Annotated in this window: 15 protein-coding genes and 1 tRNA gene; 8 read left to right on the top strand and 8 right to left on the bottom strand. The window is 71.8% G+C overall.

What is annotated here, in order from left to right:
- Positions 1–100: 100 nt before the first annotated feature.
- Entirely contained in the window at positions 101–1,780 is a 1,680-nt protein-coding gene (locus tag ACR68M_RS08980) for a bifunctional 3'-5' exonuclease/DNA polymerase (RefSeq protein WP_441251552.1), read from the bottom strand.
- A 163-nt stretch (positions 1,781–1,943) separates the two neighbouring features.
- Between ACR68M_RS08980 and ACR68M_RS08975 the strand changes: the two genes are divergently transcribed.
- A complete protein-coding gene (locus ACR68M_RS08975) occupies positions 1,944–3,977 on the top strand; it encodes a M3 family metallopeptidase (RefSeq protein WP_441249913.1) in 2,034 nt (677 codons plus the stop codon).
- 187 nt (positions 3,978–4,164) lie between these two features.
- Positions 4,165–5,124 (top strand): helix-turn-helix domain-containing protein, encoded by a 960-nt coding sequence (locus tag ACR68M_RS08970; protein WP_441249912.1) that lies wholly within the window; start codon positions 4,165–4,167, stop codon positions 5,122–5,124.
- Between the two features lie 10 nt (positions 5,125–5,134).
- Here ACR68M_RS08970 and ACR68M_RS08965 read toward each other — a convergent pair whose 3' ends face one another.
- Both ACR68M_RS08965 and ACR68M_RS08960 read right to left on the bottom strand, forming a co-directional pair.
- On the bottom strand, positions 5,135–6,619 hold the full coding sequence (locus tag ACR68M_RS08965) for a cellulase family glycosylhydrolase (protein ID WP_441249911.1): 1,485 nt from the start codon (positions 6,617–6,619) through the stop codon (positions 5,135–5,137).
- Between the two features lie 85 nt (positions 6,620–6,704).
- Entirely contained in the window at positions 6,705–7,391 is a 687-nt protein-coding gene (locus ACR68M_RS08960) for a TetR family transcriptional regulator (RefSeq protein WP_441249910.1), read from the bottom strand.
- Between the two features lie 159 nt (positions 7,392–7,550).
- Here ACR68M_RS08960 and ACR68M_RS08955 point away from each other — a divergent pair, with 159 nt between their 5' ends.
- On the top strand, positions 7,551–8,771 hold the full coding sequence (locus ACR68M_RS08955; protein ID WP_441249909.1) for an acyl-CoA dehydrogenase family protein: 1,221 nt from the start codon (positions 7,551–7,553) through the stop codon (positions 8,769–8,771).
- Between the two features lie 28 nt (positions 8,772–8,799).
- Here ACR68M_RS08955 and ACR68M_RS08950 read toward each other — a convergent pair whose 3' ends face one another.
- The 4 genes from ACR68M_RS08950 to ACR68M_RS08935 all read right to left on the bottom strand — a co-directional run bounded on the left by ACR68M_RS08950 (position 8,800) and on the right by ACR68M_RS08935 (position 11,457).
- The gene (locus tag ACR68M_RS08950) at positions 8,800–9,390 is read right to left on the bottom strand and encodes a hypothetical protein (RefSeq protein WP_441249908.1); all 591 of its coding nucleotides are present in this window, start codon (positions 9,388–9,390) and stop codon (positions 8,800–8,802) included.
- Between the two features lie 76 nt (positions 9,391–9,466).
- The gene (locus ACR68M_RS08945; RefSeq protein ID WP_441251551.1) at positions 9,467–10,228 is read right to left on the bottom strand and encodes an enoyl-CoA hydratase/isomerase family protein; all 762 of its coding nucleotides are present in this window, start codon (positions 10,226–10,228) and stop codon (positions 9,467–9,469) included.
- 134 nt (positions 10,229–10,362) lie between these two features.
- Complete coding sequence (locus tag ACR68M_RS08940) at positions 10,363–10,782, bottom strand: RidA family protein (protein ID WP_441249907.1); 420 nt, start codon at positions 10,780–10,782, stop codon at positions 10,363–10,365.
- A 78-nt stretch (positions 10,783–10,860) separates the two neighbouring features.
- The gene (locus ACR68M_RS08935; RefSeq protein ID WP_441249906.1) at positions 10,861–11,457 is read right to left on the bottom strand and encodes a GNAT family N-acetyltransferase; all 597 of its coding nucleotides are present in this window, start codon (positions 11,455–11,457) and stop codon (positions 10,861–10,863) included.
- 121 nt (positions 11,458–11,578) lie between these two features.
- On the opposite strand from ACR68M_RS08935, the gene ACR68M_RS08930 reads away from it, so the two are divergent.
- Positions 11,579–12,247 (top strand): TetR/AcrR family transcriptional regulator, encoded by a 669-nt coding sequence (locus ACR68M_RS08930; RefSeq protein ID WP_441249905.1) that lies wholly within the window; start codon positions 11,579–11,581, stop codon positions 12,245–12,247.
- Between the two features lie 84 nt (positions 12,248–12,331).
- Here the strand turns inward: ACR68M_RS08930 and ACR68M_RS08925 are convergent.
- Positions 12,332–12,407: transfer RNA gene (locus tag ACR68M_RS08925), tRNA-Arg, on the bottom strand.
- Positions 12,408–13,152: 745 nt separating this feature from the next.
- On the opposite strand from ACR68M_RS08925, the gene ACR68M_RS08920 reads away from it, so the two are divergent.
- The 4 genes from ACR68M_RS08920 to ACR68M_RS08905 all read left to right on the top strand — a co-directional run bounded on the left by ACR68M_RS08920 (position 13,153) and on the right by ACR68M_RS08905 (position 17,915).
- Positions 13,153–13,728 carry a single-stranded DNA-binding protein gene (locus tag ACR68M_RS08920; RefSeq protein ID WP_441249904.1) on the top strand — a complete coding sequence of 192 codons (576 nt, stop codon included), beginning with the start codon at positions 13,153–13,155 and terminating at the stop codon, positions 13,726–13,728.
- 326 nt (positions 13,729–14,054) lie between these two features.
- Positions 14,055–15,446: a Cys-Gln thioester bond-forming surface protein gene (locus ACR68M_RS08915; RefSeq protein ID WP_441249903.1), complete on the top strand. Its 1,392-nt coding sequence runs from the start codon at positions 14,055–14,057 to the stop codon at positions 15,444–15,446.
- A gap of 210 nt (positions 15,447–15,656) precedes the next feature.
- Complete coding sequence (gene ettA / locus ACR68M_RS08910) at positions 15,657–17,321, top strand: energy-dependent translational throttle protein EttA (protein WP_441249902.1); 1,665 nt, start codon at positions 15,657–15,659, stop codon at positions 17,319–17,321.
- A 150-nt stretch (positions 17,322–17,471) separates the two neighbouring features.
- Complete coding sequence (locus ACR68M_RS08905) at positions 17,472–17,915, top strand: acyl-CoA thioesterase (RefSeq protein WP_441249901.1); 444 nt, start codon at positions 17,472–17,474, stop codon at positions 17,913–17,915.
- Positions 17,916–17,950: the final 35 nt, after the last annotated feature.

The following is a 17,950-nucleotide window of genomic DNA, read 5'->3' as shown; positions in this document are numbered from 1 at the left end:
AGGGGCGCGGGGAACTGCGCGAGGTCGGAAGGTACCGCGCTGTGCCTTCCGGTCTCGCGCAGTTCCCCGCGCCCCTGGGCCGTGCGGGGCTGGTGCGGTGCTATTTGGCATCCGCGTAGCAGTCCACCACGGCGGTGCTGAGCGGGAAGCGGACGGGCGTGTCGCCGAAGACCAGGGCGCGCGCCTCGTCGCCTGCGGCGGCCACGGCGGCCGCGACCTCGTCGGCGAGGTCCAGCGGGGTGTGGACGATCACCTCGTCGTGCTGGAAGAAGACCAGGTGCGGGCGGTCGCTGCCGGAGGCGAGGGTGGCGAGGCGGCGGCGCAGCCCGGCCAGCAGGGCGAGGGCCCAGTCCGCCCCGCTGGCCTGGATGACGAAGTTGCGGGTGAAGCGGCCCCGGGCGCGGGCCGAGCGGGCGCCCGCCTCGCCGGCGGCCTCGGGGGCCTCGGTGAGGTCGAACCACTCGGCGGCGGGCGGCGGGCAGGCCCGGCCCAGCCGGGAGTGCACGACGCCGCCGTCCTCGCCGGTGCGGGCCGCCGCCTCGACGTACCCCATCGCGGCCGGGTACCGGCGCCGCAGGGTGGCCAGCAGGGGGCCGATGTCGCCGCTGGTCTGCCCGTACATCGCGCCGAGCAGGCCGAGCTTGGCCTTGTCGCGGTCGCCCTGGAAGGCCTGGGCGGCGAGCGCCTCGTAGAGGTCGCCCTCGGCGGCGGTGCGGGCCAGCCCGGCGTCGGCGGAGAGGGCGGCGAGCACCCGTGGTTCGAGCTGGGCGGCGTCGGCGACGACCAGTGCCCAGCCCGGATCGGCGACCACGGCCCGGCGCAGGATGCGGGGGATCTGGAGCGCCCCGCCGCCGCGGCTGGCCCAGCGGCCGGAGACCACGCCGCCGACCACGTACTCCGGGCGGAACCGTCCGCCGCGCACCCAGGCGTCCTGCCAGGCCCAGCCGTGGGCCGCGTGGATGCGGGCGAGCTCCTTGTAGCGGATCATCAAGGCGGCTGCCGGGTGGTCGATCTTGGCCAGCTCCCAGGAGCGGGTGGAGCTGAGCTGGATGCCCTGGTCGGCGAAGGCGCGCAGCACCTGGGTGTGCGAGTCGGGATTGAACGAGCGTACGCCGAGGGCCTGCTGGAGCTCGACGGCGAGCTCGGCGAGCAGCTTCGGCTGGGTGCCGGGGATGTGCGGGCGCGGGCCGAGCAGGTCGGTGAGCAGCCCGTCGTGCAGATCGGACCGCCAGGGCAGGCCGTCGTCGGCGATCTCGGCCGCGAGCAGTGCGCCCGCCGACTCGGCGGCGATCAGCAGCCGGAAGCGGGTGCGGGCCACCTGGTCGGTGATCGCCTGGACTCGGCGCTGCTGGGCCGCGTGCACGGCCACCACCGCCTCCAGCGGGTCGGTGCCGGGCGGGAGCTGCAGTCGGTCCGGGGCGAAGAGGCTGTCCTGGGCGTCGGCCGGGCCGGTCTCGGCCAGGTCGGGGGGCACCGGGAGGGCGTGCAGCCGGGACCAGGCGGCGCCCAGTGACCGGGGTGCGCCCCAGGAGCCCTCGTGCCCGAGCAGCAGCGCCTCGGTGAGCCGCAGGTCGTGGCAGCGGCCGAGCCGGAGCGGCAGCAGCGGCGCGTACGCGCTCTCGGCGGCGGCCCAGACCCAGCGCGGCGCCGTCTCGGCCTCCTCCTGGGCGACGGCGGCGGCCAGCCGGGGGGCGTGCTGCGGGGGGCCGAGCGCGGTGCCGTCCTCCGCGAGCGGCTGGAGCCGGCCGCCGGGGCCGTGCTGGTCGGGGACGAGCGCCATCCGGGGTGCCACGACGGGGTCTCCTCTCTTCCTCTTTCGGACGTCAGTCCGACCGTAGTCGGTGGGACGGACACATCGTGCGCTGCCGGGGCCGGGGCTGCGGAGGAAGTGGGGAGGGAGAGTGCCTGGTCCAGTCGTACCGACAGCCCATAGGGTCAGCAGAGTGACTGAGAACCCCTTCTACGTGCCCAGCACCCTGGCCTACGAGCTGCCGCCCTTCGCCGAGATCCGGGAAGAGCACTACCTGCCCGCCTTCGAGCAGGGCATGACCGACCAGCTCGCCGAGATCGCCGCCATCGCGGCCGACCCGGCGGAGCCGACCTTCGAGAACACCGTCGTCGCCCTGGAGCGCTCCGGGGCACTGCTGCGCCGCGTCCGGCAGGCCTTCGAGAACCAGTCCGACGCCGACACCACCCCGGGCGTCCAGGCGCTGAACGCCGAGCTCAGCCCCCGGCTCGCAGCGCACAGCGACGCGATCCTGCTGGACCAGGGCCTCTTCGCCCGGTTCGACAGCCTGTACGAGGCGCGCGAGAGCCTCGGGCTGGACGCCCAGGACCAGCGCCTGCTGGAGCGCCACCACGTGCGCTTCGTCCGCGCCGGCGCCCGGCTGGCCGCCGCCGACCAGCAGCGGCTGCGCGAGATCAACGGCGAACTCGCCTCGCTCGGCACCGCCTTCCGGCAGAACGTCTTCACCGACACCCGGGCCCGCGCGGTCGTGCTCGACACCGCCGAGGAGCTCGACGGCCTCCCCGCCGACGAGATCGCCGCGGCCGCCGAGAACGGCAAGGCGCTCGGCCACGACGGCAAGTACGTGCTGAGCCTGAAGAACTTCTCCAACCAGACCGAGCTGGCGCAGCTCACCGACCGCGCGCTGCGGGCCCGGCTGCTGGAGGCCTCGCTGGAGCGGGCCGTGGAGACCAACGGCCCGCTGGCCATCCGCCTGGCCGGGCTGCGCGCCGAGCGGGCCGCGCTGCTCGGCTTCCCGAGCTACGCCGCGTACGTCGTCGCCGACGAGACGGCCGGCTCCGTCGAGGCCGTCGACGCGGTGCTCGCCCGGCTGGTGCCCGCCGCCGTCGCCAACGCCGAGCGGGAGGCCGCCCAGCTGGCCGAGGCCGCCGCGGCCGACGGCATCACCGAGATCGCCGCGCACGACTGGGCGTTCTACTCCGAGCGGGTCCGCAAGGACGCCTACGACCTGGACGCGGCCGAGCTGCGTCCGTACTTCGAGCTGGAGCGGGTGCTGCGGGACGGCGTCTTCTTCGCCGCCGGGCTCGCCTACGGGCTGACCTTCACCGAGCGCCCGGACCTGACGGCCTACCACGCCGACGCCCGGGTCTTCGAGGTCCTGGAGGCGGACGGCACCCCGCTCGGCCTCTTCCTCGGCGACTTCCACGCCCGTGAGTCCAAGAGCGGCGGGGCGTGGATGAACGAACTCGTCCAGCAGTCCGAGCTGTACGGCCGCCGACCGGTCGTGGTGAACAACCTCAACATCGCCAAGCCCGCGCCCGGCGAGCCGGTGCTGCTCACCTGGGACGAGGTGCGCACGCTCTTCCACGAGTTCGGGCACGCCCTGCACGGGCTGTTCTCGGCCGTCCGCTACCCGTTCTTCGCGGGCACCGAGGTGCCCCGGGACTTCGTGGAGTTCCCCTCCCAGGTCAACGAGATGTGGATGACCTGGCCGGAGGTGCTGGCCAACTACGCCAGGCACCACGTCACCGGTGAGCCGCTGCCCACCGAGCTGGTCCGGCGGATGGCCGCCGCCGAGAACTTCGGCTACGGCTTCCGCACCGTCGAGTACCTGGCCGCCGCGCTGCTCGACTGGGCCTGGCACACCGTGCCGGTGGGCCAGGAGATCGCCGACGCCCAGGAGTTCGAGGCTGCGGCGCTCAAGGCCGCCGGGCTGGCGATGGCCGCCGTCCCGCCGCGCTACCGCACGACGTACTTCGGGCACGTCTTCTCCGGCGACTCCTACAGCGCCGGGTACTACGCCTACATCTGGTCCGAGGTGCTCGACGCCGACACCGTCGAGTGGTTCCGCAGCAACGGCCGGACGGTCCGGGAGAGCGGCGAGGTCTTCCGCACCGAACTGCTCGCCCGGGGCGGCAGCGTGGACGCCCTCGACTGCTTCCGCGCGGTCGTCGGGCGCGACCCCGAGATCGAGCCGCTGCTCACCCGCCGGGGCCTGAACGGCGCCTGACAGGCTCTGACCGGCTCTTGACTGGTGCGGGGGAGGTGCTGAGTGGCGCCTCCCCCGCTCAGCTGCCGGTGTGGACGAGACATGTCATACAGTCGTGCTCTTGCTTTCGGGACGGCGTGGCGCACAGGCTTGTCCCGTCGGAGGGGGCGGTTCGTTGTCGGGTTCCTTGTCGGGTGCGGGCGCTGGCATGTTCACCGGTCTGGGGTTGGGCGGGCACGAGGAGGAGGTCTACCTCCAACTGCTCACCACACCCGGCGGATCCGTCCAGTGGATCGGCGCCAGATCGGGCCTGACCACCACTCAGGTGACAGCCGCTCTGGAGTCGCTCGCCGCGAACGGTCTGGTGGACCGCTCCGCCGCACTGCCCGCCGTCTGGAGTGCGGCGCCGCCCGATGTCGCACTGGAGGAGCTGCTGCTGCGCCGCGAGGGCGAACTGCGGCGCGCCCGGCGCCGGATCACCGAGCTGATGCGCGCCTACCGGCGCGGCGGCCCCGGCGCCGAGGCCGGAGAGCTCGTCGAGGTGATCACCGGCCGCGACTCCGTCGCCGAACTCTGGCGCAGCCTCCAGCTCGACGTCCGCGACCGGCTACGCATCCTCGACCGGCCGCCGTGCGTGCGGCGCTTCGATCCGGAGACCGAACTCGCCGTCCTGCAAAGGGGCGTGGAGATGCACGTGGTCTACGAGAGCCGGGCGCTGCGCGACCCTGACCGGCTGGCCGAGATCCGGTCCTTCGCCCGAGCCGGGGAGCAGGCCCGGGTGCTGCCCGACCTTCCGCTCGAACTCGCCCTGGTGGACGATCGGTTGGCGGTGCTGCAGGTGAGCGCGGGCAGTGAGTTGCCGAGTGTGCTGCTGGTGCGGCCCTCGTCGCTGCTGGATGCCCTGGTCGGCCTGTTCGAGCTCTACTGGTCGCACGCGATGCGGCTGCCCGCCACCGCCACCGCCGACGCCGGAGTCACTCCCGAGGACCACCGGCACCGCCAACTGCTCACCCTGCTCGCCGCCGGGCTGACGGACGAGAGCATCGCCCGGCAGCTGGGCGTCTCGCCGAGGACGGTGCAGCGATGGGTACGGGAGCTGATGGACCGCTTCGGCGCACGCACCCGCTTCCAGGCGGGGATCCAGGCGGCGCGGGCGGACCTGCTCTGAGGCGAGCCCCTCAGCGGTTGCGAATCGTCAGGGTGATGCGCTGGCCGGGGCGGGTGAGGACGTGGGCCGCGCCGGCCTGGTCGGGGCTGGGCTGGTCGATGCGTACGACGGCCGGGCCGGTGGTGGTCACGGCTGCGCCGTGCGGGTACGCGGTCGCGGGGATCGCCACGTCCGTCCAGCCGGGGTGGCTGCCGGTGGTGAAGGTCAGGGTGTAACTGCCGTCCCGGTAGGCCTCGGTGAGAGGTGTGCCGGCGACGGCGGTGGCGTACGGCGCGAAGACCGGTCCGTCGCCGGGGGCGGGCAGGCCGTCCGGGCCGAGCCCGCAGTATCCGCCGCCGCCCTGGCACCAGTACCACATCGTCCACCCGGCGGCGAAGCCCGACATCGCGTCGACCTGACGCCTCACCAGCTCGGTGTTGCCGGGGGTACGGGAGTTCGGTGGCCCCCACTCGCCGACCAGTACCGGGAGGTGGTGGGCCTGCGGATAAGCGGTGATCGCGGCGGTGTAGGCCTCGACGAAGCCGTCGGCGGGGTTCCAGTCCTGCCCGGCCTCGACCGCCGTGTCGTAGAAGTGCGGTGCGTAGCCGAGCCGGTCGGCGCCAGCCCTGGGGTCGCGGAAGGCGGGCAGCTCGGTCGGCACGCCCTGGCCGACCAGGACGGTCGGCTCGACGAACAGCCAGGAGCGGGAGTCGACCTGCCGCACGGCCGAGATCAGCCGCCGGTACATCTCGGCGAGGCGGCCGCGTTCGAGTTCGGCGGCGGAGGCGGCCAGCGCGGCCGGGTCGCTCGGGTCGCCCTTCATCGGGCCGAACGGCTCGTTGAACAGGTCGTAGCCCAACAGTGAGCGGTGGCCGCGCAGTTCGCGGGCGATCCGGGTGTAGAAGTCGGCCTGCAGGCGGCGCAGGTCGGCGTCGTCGTAGAGGTGCCGGAAGGCGGCCTGGACGGCCGGTTGGAAGTACCCGGCGAACCAGTCGTTCGGGTCGGGGGTGAAGGGCAGGCCGTCGTCGCGCGTCGCCCACTCCGGGATGCCGCGGTCGCCCCCGCCGAACTTCGGCCCGTACACGTCCTGGTGGAAGTCCACGACGGCGAGCAGCCCGTACCGGTCGGCCCAGCTCATCACCTGGTGCAGCCGGGCGAGTTGGTGCTGGTCGTAGTGGCCGCGGGCGGGTTCGAGGCGGGCCCAGGAGATCGCCACCCGGACGAGGGTGAAGCCGTGCGCGGCGATCGAGCGGACGTCGGCCTCGGTGGTCTCGTCGTACTTGTCGATGTTGAACCCGCGCAGCTGCAGGACGCGGCCGTGCTCGTCGGTGAAGACCGTGCGGCCGTCCGGCGTGGTGGTGCTGCCGGTCGGGAAGGCGGTCCGGAGGCTGGTGACCTGGGCTTGAGCTTGGGCCTGGGACAGGGCCTGGGGCAGGGCTTGGGCCGGGGTGGCGGCGGTGCCGATCAGGGTGGCGGCGGCCAGGGACAGGGCGGCGGCGGTACGGCGGACACGCACGGTGCACCTCTGGTCTGGGCGAGGGGTGGGTGGTGAGCGCCGATCCTGCCGTACCGCCCTGGCCCGCACAAGAGGTGAGCCATACTCACGTTCGGCTCGGGCGGTCCGTTCCGGTGTCCGTCTCGGTGTCTGTGTCGGGGTCGCTCCGTGTTCCGTTCGACGGAAGCATCGGGAGGGAGGCCGCTGCGGCGAGGCGACCCCAGAGCAGATCGGCGAGGGCCTGCACCATCCGGGCGCGCGAACAGGGCTGCTGCTCCAGCCACCAGTCTCCGGCGGCCAGCACCATGCCGGTGATCGACCGCCCCCAGGTCTCGGAGAGCAGCGGGCCGTCCGCACCGAGGTCGACCTGCGACTGCACGGCCTTGGTGATCTCCTCGGCGATCTGCTGGAGCGCCGGGGCGAGGGCGCTGCCGATGCCGGTCGGGTCTCCGGCCTCGGCGTGGGTGAGCAGTCGGTAGACCTGCGGGCGGGCCTCGATGCCCGCCAGGTAGGTGTCGAGGACCCGCTCGACCAGGTCCCGGCGCTCCAGCGGTTCGGCCAGTGCGGCGCGCACGGCGGCCAGCAGGCCGGAGGTGTGGCGCTCCGTCAGGGCGAGGATCAGACCGTTACGGTCGCCGAAGTGCCGGTAGAGGATCGGTTTGGTGATGCCTGCCTCGGCGGCGATCGCGTTCATGCTCGCGCCCGGCCCGTCGCGCTGGACGGCGCGGTCGGCGGCGTTCAGCAGCTGCTCACGGCGGGGCTCGCCGGTGGTCGGGTCGGCGGGGTCGGGCACGGGCTGACTCCTCGGTGCGGGCCGCCGACGTCGGTCGGGCCGTTGACATGCCTTAGCAATCAGTAGCAGACTCCTCGCGATGTTACCCGAGGTAACACCCCTGGTGGCGTGGGCATTCGTTCCCGGGCGCCCCTTCTTCACCGACCGGAGGCACGCAGCATGAGCACCTTCTCCCTCGACCCCGGCGCCGACCAGCTCGCCGTACGCGACTGGCTGCACGGCTTCGCCGCCGACGTCATGCGACCCGCCGCCGCCGAGTGGGACGAGCGCGAGGAGACGCCCTGGCCGATCATCCAGGAGGCCGCCAAGATCGGCGTCTACTCGATGGACTTCTACGCCCAGCAATACTTCGACCCCTCGGGCGTCGGCATCCCGATCGCCATGGAGGAGCTCTTCTGGGGCGACGCGGGCCTCGGCCTCGCCATCGTCGGCACCACGCTGGCCGCCGTCGCGGTGCTCGCCAACGGCACCGACGAGCAGATCGGCACCTGGGCGCCGCAGATGTTCGGCACCCCCGACGACGTCAAGGTCGCCGCGTTCTGCTCCTCGGAGCCCGACGCCGGCTCGGACGTCTCCGCGCTGCGCACCCGCGCCGTCTACGACGAGGCCAAGGACGAGTGGGTGCTGAACGGCACCAAGACCTGGGCGACCAACGGCGGCATCGCCGCCGTGCACGTGGTCGTGGCGACGGTCGACCCGACGCTCGGCGCCAAGGGCCAGGCCTCCTTCGTCGTGCCCCCGGGCACGCCCGGCCTCTCCCAGGGGCAGAAGTTCAAGAAGCACGGCATCCGCGCCTCGCACACCGCCGAGGTCGTCCTCGACGGCGTACGGGTGCCCGGCAGCTGCCTGCTCGGCGGAAAGCCGAAGCTCGACGAGCGGCTGGCCCGCGCCCGCGAGGGAGTCAAGGGCGGAAAGAGCCGCAACGCCGCGATGGCCACCTTCGAGGCCTCCCGCCCGGCCGTCGGGGCCCAGGCGATCGGCATCGCCCGCGCCGCGTACGAGGTCGCGCTCGACTACGCCAAGACCCGGGTGCAGTTCGGCCGCCCGATCATCGACAACCAGGGCGTGGCCTTCCAGCTGGCCGACATGAAGACCCGGATCGACGCCGCCCGCCTGCTGGTCTGGCGCGCCTCCTGGATGGCCGCCAACAACCAGCCCTTCACCTCGGCCGAGGGCTCGATGTCCAAGCTCTACGCGGGCGAGACCGCGAAGTGGGTCACCTCGCAGGCGATGCAGATCCTCGGCGGCAACGGCTACACCCGCGAGTATCCCGTCGAGCGGATGCACCGGGACAGCGCGATCTACACCATCTTCGAGGGCACCAGCGAGATCCAGCGCCTGGTCATCGCCCGCAGCATCTCGGGGCTGCCGATCCGCTGATCCCCTCTGCCGGTAGGGCATGGACGGCTCAGCGGCCGGCCCAGAACGCCAGCCCGGCGGAGGCGGCGCCGACGGCTGCGCCGACCACGGTCTGGGCCAGGGTGTGGTCGCGCAGCACCACGCGGGACCAGGCGATCGCCGCGACCAGCGGGTAGCCGACCAGCCACCACGGACCGAGCGCGACGGCCAGGCAGGCGATCGCTCCGCTGGCCACGGCGGTGTGCACCGAGACCTTCCACCAGACCGTGATCACCATGATCGGGACGAGCGCGGCGAACATCGCGATCACCATCGCGGTCATGTCGGACGGCGCCCCGGCCCAGAGCATCACCCCGAGGCTGGTCAGCACCGACAGCATGATGAACGGGATCACCACCAGCCGCCGCTGCCGCTGCCCGACGTGCCGGTCATCCCAACGGCCCTGCCGCATACCGCGCTTGATGAACCACGTCGGAACCACCGCTGCGAACAGGACGGCGAACAGCCCCCAGGCCGCGCCCGACAGCCCGTACCGGAGCAGGCCGAGCACCGGCAGCACCGCGATGATGACGTTCTTCGGCTCCACGCCGTCGGTGACCCGCCGGGCCCAGACAGCGGCGGCGGGGGTGCTGGCGCTCATCGGCGGCGTACTCCAGGGTCGGGTGGCGGTGGGCTCCGCAGATCCTAGCCGGGGGCTGCTGCCACGGGTGCCGGCGTCAGAACCGGGGCTCGCGCCGTTCGAGGAAGGCGGCCAGGCCCTCCTGGACGTCCGGGGCCTCGCGGGACTTGCGCTCCAGCGGCGCGACGGCTGCCGCCGCGTCCTCCAGCGGGCCGGCGAGTGCGGCCTTGACTGCGCCGATGGTCTGCTGCGAGCGCCGGGCCAGCAGGCGGGCGAAGTCGAGTGCACGGGCGTCGAGTTCGGCGACGGGGAGCACCTCGTCCACCAGCCCGAAGAGCTCGGCCTGTCGGGCGGAGACCAACTCGCCCGAGAAGAGCAGGTACTTGGCCCGCGCCGGACCGACCAGCCGGGCCAGCCGTACGGTCGGGACAGCCGGGTAGACCACCCCGAGCTTGGCGGGCGTGATGCCCAACTGGGCCTCCTCGGAGGCGAACCGGAGGTCGCAGGCAGCCGCCAGCTGGCAGCCGCCGCCCACACAGAAGCCGTGCACCACGGCGATGGTCGGGTACGGGAAGCCGGCCAGCGCCTCCTCCGCCGCGACGCCGACGGCGTGGTACTCGTCCGCCGCACGCGGGTCGCCGTAGATCTCGGCCAGCTCGCCGATGTCCGCACCCGCGCTGAACGTGCCGCTCGCGCCGGTCAGCAGCAGCGCACGGACGGAGGGCAGAGCGGCCAACCGGTCGAGCACGCCCGGCAGCCCCTGCCACATCGCCCGGGTGAGCGCGTTACGGCGCTCCGGCCGGTCGATCACCAGCGTGGCGACGCCGGCGCCGGAGAGGTGGGCGCGCAGGCCGTCCACCCCGGTGTCGACGGCGACGCCGTTTTCGCTGGTGCCGTCGCCGCTGGTGCTGTTGATGCCGCTGCCGTGGCCGGGAGTTTCGGACTGCTGCGGCAAGGGACGCTCCGGGCTCGGCATGGTCGTGAGGGTGCTCCTCAGCCTTCCACAGCGGCCGAGTCGGACACCACGGCGGTGACTGTGATCTCCACCAACTGGCCGGTGTAGCCGAGCGTGGTGACACCGAGCAGGGTCGAGGTGTGCGGCCCGTCGGACAGCCCGGAGGCCTTCACCACCTCCCACACCTCGGAGAGCGGGCCGGGCTCGGCGGCGACCACGTACACCGTGCTGGCGACCACCTGCCCGAGACTGCTGCCGACGGAGAGCAGCGCCGCCTCCAGATTGGCGAGCACCTGGTGGGTCTGGGCGACGGCGTCACCCGGGCCCACCAGCACGCCGTCGGCGCCCAGCGGCACCGCCCCGCCGAGGAAGGCCAGCCGCTCACCCGCCTCGACGACGGCGGTGTGGGCGTACCCGGGCGGCGGGAAGAGGGCGGGGACGGTGCTGTGCTGGGCCATCGGATCGGTCCTTCGGCTGCGGGCGGGCGGTGTCAGGGACCGATCCTGCGCGGCCGGGTGGACGCTGTCACCCGGATTTCAGGCGCCGGTGGGTTCATTGGCGACCTCGTCGGTTGCCGCGCCGTCCGTGTCGGGCTTGGCCCACTCGGTGGCCAGCAGCGACCAGACCTCCTTGTCGTGCCGGATGCCGTTGTGCGGGTACCACTCGCGCAGGGTGCCGTCCAGGTGCATGCCCATCCGCTGGGCGACGGCCCGGCTGCGGGTGTTGAGGCTGCTGCTCCACCACTCGACGCGGTGCATGCCGCGCTCGGTGAACGCGTAGTCGATCAGCTGCCGGACGGCGGCGCTGATCAGGCCGCGCCCCTCCCCGGCGGTCTCCGACCAGACCCCGATCTCGCAGTTGCCCACTGCGGCGTCGAAGTGCACGAACATCACGCCGCCGACGAGCGTCCCCTCCAGCCAGATGCCGAAGATCCGGCCGGTGTCCGAGGCCTGCCGGTCGGCGTAGCCCTGGAGCGTGGCACGGGCGGACTCCAGGTCGGTGGAGCGTGAGGCCCACGGGATCCACGGGTCGGTGTTGACCCGGGCTCGATCCATGTGTTCCAGGAACTCGGGAGCCTGCCAGGGTTCGAGCGGGCGCAGCTCGGCGTCGTCGGCGAGCGGGATCGCGTACACAGGAGCCTCCGTGGGCGGGGTCGGGATGGTGGGCCGGTACGGCGGTGCACCGCTGTACCGGCCACCGCTTCACCGCTTCGTCGAGAGTACATAACAAACGTTTGGTAGGTACCATACGCCCATGACGCCCGCCCGTGGAGACCATGACGCCCGCCGGACCGAGGTCTCCGAGGCGGTGTGGCAGGTGCTGGCCGAACGCGGCTTCGGCGGCCTGACGCTGCGTGCGGTGGCCGCGCAGATGGGGGCCAGCACCGGTCTGCTCACGCACTACTTCCCGAACAAGCGGACCCTCGTGGCGTACGCGCTGGACGTGCTGGAGAAGCGCTCCGAGCTGCGGCCCCGGCCCGCGACGGAGGCGCTGGCGGTGCAGGCCGCCGCGGGTGTGGGCGCGGGTGCAGGTGCGGGCGGGGCCGGGGCTGGGTCTGGGCGGCCGGGTGGGGGCTCCGGGCTCGCGATGCTGCGGGCCGCGCTTCTGGACATCCTGCCGCTGACGCCCGCCGGTGCCGCCAGCAACCGGATCTGGGTGGGCTCGTGGGACGTGGCGCTGGCCGATCCCGAACTGGCCACCGAGCACGCCGCGCGCTACCGCCGCTCCCGCGAGCGGATGACCGGGTACGTGGCCGAGGCCGTGCGGAGCGGGGAGCTCTGCTCGGCGGCGGCGCCGGCCGATGTGGCGGCGGGGGTCCAGAGCTTCGTGCTCGGGCTCGTGGTGCAGGCCCTGTTCGCGCCGGGGGAGTACCCGCCGGAGCGTCAGGTGGCACTGCTCGACGCGTACCTCGACGGGCTGTGAGGGTCTCCCCGGGGGCGGGGAGGGGGCGTCCGGCGGAGTGGGGAGGGGCGCCCGGGTGATGCAGGGGGCGCGTGGGGCAGGTGATGGTGCCCCCAGCAGGATTCGAACCTGCGACCTACCGCTTAGAAGGCGGGTGCTCTATCCGCTGAGCTATGGGGGCGTGACAGGCATCGGCCCTGGGAGGGCTTCGGCCGGATGGGGGCGGTGAACCCTCGCCCTGTCCGCGACAGGATGTTCCGGGACAGGATAAGGGGGCTGCGATACTCCCCTCGGTCTTCGAGCACCGCGCCGGGTGTGTCGACCTCGATGGAGCGGTCCGATAATCGCAGGTAAGCGACCGGCTATGCAGCGGTCTGACGGGTTCTGGCGTGGGACGTTGTGCAGTCGTTACGGGGCTGTCGCCTCACCCGTTATGGATTCGGTGCGGACAATGCCCGGGAAGCCCGAGCGGGTGGGGGCGGCTTTTGCATCCCATGGTCGTTCAACCGGTCGGATGACATGCTCCGACCTGCCCACCGGCCACCCGTTCGGGCCCCGGTCGCACGCACGGGACCACACCGTACGCGCGCGGCGCGGTGCTCCGTGAGCACGCGGTGACTGTGCGGCGGGAACGTGGTGGGAACCCGGTGGACGCTCGGCGGGCCCTCGGTCGATCTGGATAAGGGCGCCCTTAGTTGTCATGGACCCGAAAGGGCGAGGTGCTTCGCGTCGTACGTGCGAGGCCCGCCGAAACCCCTGAGGGGTCATTTCCGGATCGGATTCACTCCGGAGAGTGACCTGAGTTATCCACATGCCGGGGTTTTCCACAGGTTTTCGGGGAGTGCTGGTGCTGATTTCCGTATCGGGTCACTCTCCTCGCATTGGCGATTCCGTTCGGTGATATCCGATGGGACGGAGGGTGTTCCGTGAACGAGACCTTGGTGACGATGGTCGGCAATGTCGCCTCGGCGGTGAGCTACGCGCAAACCGCCGCCGGAGTCCCGGTGGCCAACTTCCGAATGGCGGCGAGGGAGCGCCGCTACGACCGAGCGGCCGGTGACTGGGTGGACGGGGACACGAACTGGGTCACCGTGGTGGCCTGGCGCTGGCTCGCCACCAATGTGGTGAGTTCGGTGAACAAGGGCGATCCGGTGGTGGTGAGCGGCCGGCTGAGAGTGCGGGAGTGGGGCGAGGAGGAGAAGCGCCGCTGTGTCGTCGAGATCGACGCGAAGGTGGTCGGGCACGACCTCGGGCGTGGCACCTCGGCCTTCCGCTGGGCCGTCCAGCCCAGGCCGGAGCTGGTCCCGGGGCATCCGGGGGTGCTCTCCTCGCTCCCGGAGCTGCCTGCCGCGGTCGCCCCGGTCGAGCAGGCGGTGCCCGCCTGGATCGTGGAGGCGGTCGAGGGGCGGCGGCCCGACGAGGCGGTCGAGCCGGTCGCCGTGATGGTGGGGGAGGTGGTCCGTGACGACATTGCGTGTACCGACCGTGTCGTGCTGACCTGAGGCCGGGGAGTGGCCGTTCGTGGCACTTCCGGGTGAGAAGTGTGCAGTGCAGGGGCGGTTCCTGATTGCCGGTGAGATTCTGTTGATTCGTCAACTCATGGCGAAGATCAGCTCCTTGATAACAATATAGATACGGAATCGTCATGGATCGGCACGGGCGTTTGCACGCGCCCGCAGCTCAATAGGATGCGTCTGCATCACACAAGTGCAGCGGCGCCACAGGGTGCGCCGCTTTGCAGGGCGGGCTGACATCGGCACAGCCCAGCCCGGAGGGATCATTCATGTTCCACAAGCAGGGGCGGGCTCTCTCCCGCATAGCGACTGTCATGCTCGCGTCGAGCATGGTCGTCGGCGGCACTCTCGTGACGGCGGGTGCGGCTGCCGCCACCACCCCCGGAGCCTCCGGGCCCGGTTCCGGAGTGTCGGCTCACCTCCTCCCCGGTATGCGGCACGGCGAGCCCGTGACCTACAGCACGGCGGGTCATCAGAAGGCCGGCGAGGCGGGCCTGTTCGAGATCGCGGCGTCCGACGGCACCAAGCTGCCGGTGTACTGCATCGACCTGCTCAACAGCACCCTGGACGGCGCGGCCTACCAGGAGACCGACTGGGGCTCCAGCTCGCTGGGCGGTGCGGCCGGTTCGAAGATCAAGTGGATCCTGCTGCACTCCTACCCCAGCGTCAGCGCCGCGCAGCTGGTCAAGGACGCGGCCGCCAAGGGCACCGTCGTGGACGGCCTGACCGAGGACGAGGCAGCGGCCGCGACCCAGGTCGCCATCTGGTCGTTCTCCGACCCGGGTGTCCCGGTCAGCCAGGAGGACCCGAAGGCCGCGAAGCTCACCCAGTACCTGATCGGTCAGGCCAAGGGCGCCCAGGACGAGGAGCCCAAGCCGAGCATCACCCTCAAGCCCGCCTCCCTCTCCGGCCGCAGCGGCGAGCGGCTCGGCCCGATCACGGTCGCCACCACCGGCTCGCTCGTCGAGCTGAGCCTCGACGACGCCGCGACCAAGGCCAAGCTCGTCCTCACCGACCAGGCGGGCCGCCCGGTCAAGTCCGTCAAGGGCGGGGCGGAGATCTTCGCCCAGGCCCCCGCCGGTGCTCCGGCCGGGACGGGCACGATCACCGCGACCGCCACCGTCGACGTGCCCGCCGGCCGGGTCTTCACCGGCGCGGACAGCACCGGTCACCACAGCCAGACGCTGATCCTGGCCGGTACGAAGCCGGTGACCGCCCCCGCGACCGCCACCGTCAGCTGGGCCCCTGCCGGCCCGATCCCGGCGGTCAGCGCCAAGGTCGACTGCACCCAGAGCGCGCTCGTGGTGACCGTCACCAACAACGGTGACCAGGACTTCACCCTCACCCTCCCGACGGGCACGGTCACGGTGAAGCCGAAGACCACCCAGCAGGTGCCGGTCAAGCTGGCCGAGGACCAGCGGTACGACATCACCGTCACCGGCACCGGCGGCTACAAGCAGCAGTTCACCGGCACCCTGAACTGCAAGACCGACAGCCACGGCACCCCGAGCCCCGTCCCGTCGTCGCCGACCACCCCGGCGACTCCGACCACCCCGGTCCCCAGCGGCACCCCCGCCGGTGGCCTGGCCTCGACCGGTGGCGGTGGTGAGACTCCGGTGCTGGCCGGGATCGCCGGTGTGCTGGTGATCGCAGGCGGCAGCGCGGTCTTCGCCCTGCGCCGCCGTGGCCGCCACAGCCGCGCCTAAGCTCCCGCAGGCCTCTCGCGAGACGCGCTGACCGGCTCCGCTTCCCCGCCGTGGGGGCGGAGCCGGTCCGCGTCGGGGCGCAGTGCCGGGCGCCGAACCGACCCGTGCGCCGGGCGCCGGGCACGACCGTCGGTTCGGAGCCCCGGCCGGGTGCGGCACAATGGAAAGGTTGCAACCCGAATACACCCGACGACGCCGGAGCGATCTCACGTGGCGGAATTCATCTACACCATGCGCAAGGTGCGCAAGGCACACGGCGACAAGGTCATCCTTGACGACGTGACGCTCAACTTCCTCCCTGGGGCGAAGATCGGCGTCGTCGGCCCCAACGGCGCCGGTAAGTCCACCGTGCTGAAGATGATGGCCGGTCTGGAGCAGCCCTCCAACGGTGAGGCGTACCTCTCGCCCGGCTTCAGCGTCGGCATGCTGCTGCAGGAGCCCCCGCTCGACGAGTCCAAGACGGTCCTGGAGAACGTCCAGGACGGCGTCAAGGAGATCAAGGGCAAGCTCGACCGGTTCAACGAGATCGCCGAGCTGATGGCGACGGACTACTCCGACGCGCTGCTCGACGAGATGGGCAAGCTCCAGGAGGAGCTGGACCACGCCAACGCGTGGGACCTCGACGCCCAGCTGGAGCAGGCCATGGACGCCCTGGGCTGCCCGCCCGGCGACTGGCCGGTCACCAGCCTCTCCGGTGGTGAGCGCCGCCGCGTCGCGCTCTGCAAGCTGCTGCTCGAGGCGCCCGACCTGCTGCTCCTCGACGAGCCCACCAACCACCTCGACGCCGAGTCGGTGAACTGGCTGGAGCAGCACCTGGCCAAGTACGCCGGCACCGTTGTCGCCGTCACCCACGACCGGTACTTCCTGGACCACGTCGCCGAGTGGATCCTCGAGCTCGACCGTGGCCGCGCGTACCCGTACGAGGGCAACTACTCCACCTACCTCGAGACCAAGCAGACCCGTCTCAAGGTCGAGGGCCAGAAGGACGCCAAGCGCGCCAAGCGGCTCAAGGAGGAGTTGGAGTGGGTCCGCTCCAACGCCAAGGGCCGCCAGGTCAAGTCGAAGGCCCGTCTCGCTCGCTACGAGGAGATGGCGGCCGAGGCCGACAAGATGCGGAAGCTGGACTTCGAGGAGATCCAGATCCCGCCGGGCCCGCGCCTGGGCAGCATCGTCGTCGAGGTGGAGAACCTCTCCAAGGGCTTCGGCGAGAAGCTGCTCATCGACGACCTGAGCTTCACCCTGCCGCGTAACGGCATCGTCGGCGTCATCGGCCCGAACGGCGCCGGCAAGACGACGCTGTTCAAGATGCTCCAGGACCTCGAGACGCCGGACTCCGGCAAGGTCAAGGTCGGCGAGACGGTCAAGATCAGCTACGTCGACCAGTCGCGCGCCAACATCGACCCGAAGAAGACCCTGTGGGAGGTCGTCTCCGACGGCCTCGACTGGATCAACGTCGGTCAGGTCGAGATGCCGTCCCGCGCCTACGTCTCCGCGTTCGGCTTCAAGGGTCCGGACCAGCAGAAGCCGGCCGGGGTGCTCTCCGGTGGTGAGCGCAACCGCCTCAACCTGGCGCTGACCCTCAAGCAGGGCGGCAACCTGCTGCTCCTCGACGAGCCCACCAACGACCTCGACGTCGAGACGCTCTCCTCGCTGGAGAACGCCCTGCTCGAGTTCCCGGGCTGCGCCGTGGTCATCTCCCACGACCGCTGGTTCCTGGACCGGGTCACCACCCACATCCTCGCCTACGAGGGCGAGAGCCGGTGGTTCTGGTTCGAGGGCAACTTCGAGTCGTACGAGAAGAACAAGATCGAACGGCTGGGCGCCGACGCGGCCCGCCCGCACCGGGCCACCTACAAGAAGCTGACCCGAGGCTGACAGCCGAGCACCGCGCGCACGCGCCGCGCAACGTACGTGCGTGCGCAACGTGTGCGCAACACCGGCCCGGCAGGCTGCCCCGTGAGGGGCGGTCGGCCGGGCCGCTGCCCGTAGCTCCCTGCGGGTAACCAGAGTTTGAGGAGAACGGTCGTGGCACGCCACATCTACGCCTGCCCCCTGCGGTGGTCCGACATGGACGCCTTCGGTCACGTGAACAACGTGGTCTTCCTGCGCTACCTGGAGGAGGCCCGGATCGACTTCATGTTCACCCAGGCCACCGAGGCGGGCGCCGGAGAGTTCGCGGGCGGCTCCGTGGTGGCCCGGCACGAGATCGACTACAAGCGCCCGCTGGTCCACCGGCCCACGCCGGTCACGATCGAGACCTGGGTCACCAAGATCGGCGGCGCCTCGCTGACGGTCTCGTACGAGATCAAGGACACCGCCGAGGACGGCACCGAGACCGTCTACGTCCGAGCCTCCACCGTGGTCGTCCCGTACGACCTGGCCGAGGGGCGCCCGCGCCGGATAAGCCCGGTGGAGCGGGAGTTCCTCAGCCGTTTCACGGACGAGGTGCCGGCCGGCGTCGCTGCCTGAGCCGTGGCTGCCTGAGCCGTGGCCGCCCGAGGTAC

Source organism: Kitasatospora sp. McL0602, from assembly GCF_052076145.1.
GTDB lineage: Bacteria > Actinomycetota > Actinomycetes > Streptomycetales > Streptomycetaceae > Kitasatospora.
Note: the sequence above shows the minus strand (reverse complement) of the source record. Positions and strands in the feature narration are given on the sequence as shown.

Bases quoted from the DNA above. Each gene is read 5' to 3' on its own strand.
- ACR68M_RS08980 (WP_441251552.1), bottom strand. From the start codon at position 1,780: ATGGCGCTCGTCCCCGACCAGCACGGCCCCGGCGGCCGGCTCCAGCCG.
- ACR68M_RS08970 (WP_441249912.1), top strand. From the start codon at position 4,165: ATGTTCACCGGTCTGGGGTTGGGCGGGCACGAGGAGGAGGTCTACCTC.
- ACR68M_RS08950 (WP_441249908.1), bottom strand. From the start codon at position 9,390: ATGAGCGCCAGCACCCCCGCCGCCGCTGTCTGGGCCCGGCGGGTCACC.
- ACR68M_RS08930 (WP_441249905.1), top strand. From the start codon at position 11,579: ATGACGCCCGCCCGTGGAGACCATGACGCCCGCCGGACCGAGGTCTCC.
- ACR68M_RS08955 (WP_441249909.1), top strand. From the start codon at position 7,551: ATGAGCACCTTCTCCCTCGACCCCGGCGCCGACCAGCTCGCCGTACGC.
- ACR68M_RS08915 (WP_441249903.1), top strand. From the start codon at position 14,055: ATGCTCGCGTCGAGCATGGTCGTCGGCGGCACTCTCGTGACGGCGGGT.
- ACR68M_RS08940 (WP_441249907.1), bottom strand. From the start codon at position 10,782: ATGGCCCAGCACAGCACCGTCCCCGCCCTCTTCCCGCCGCCCGGGTAC.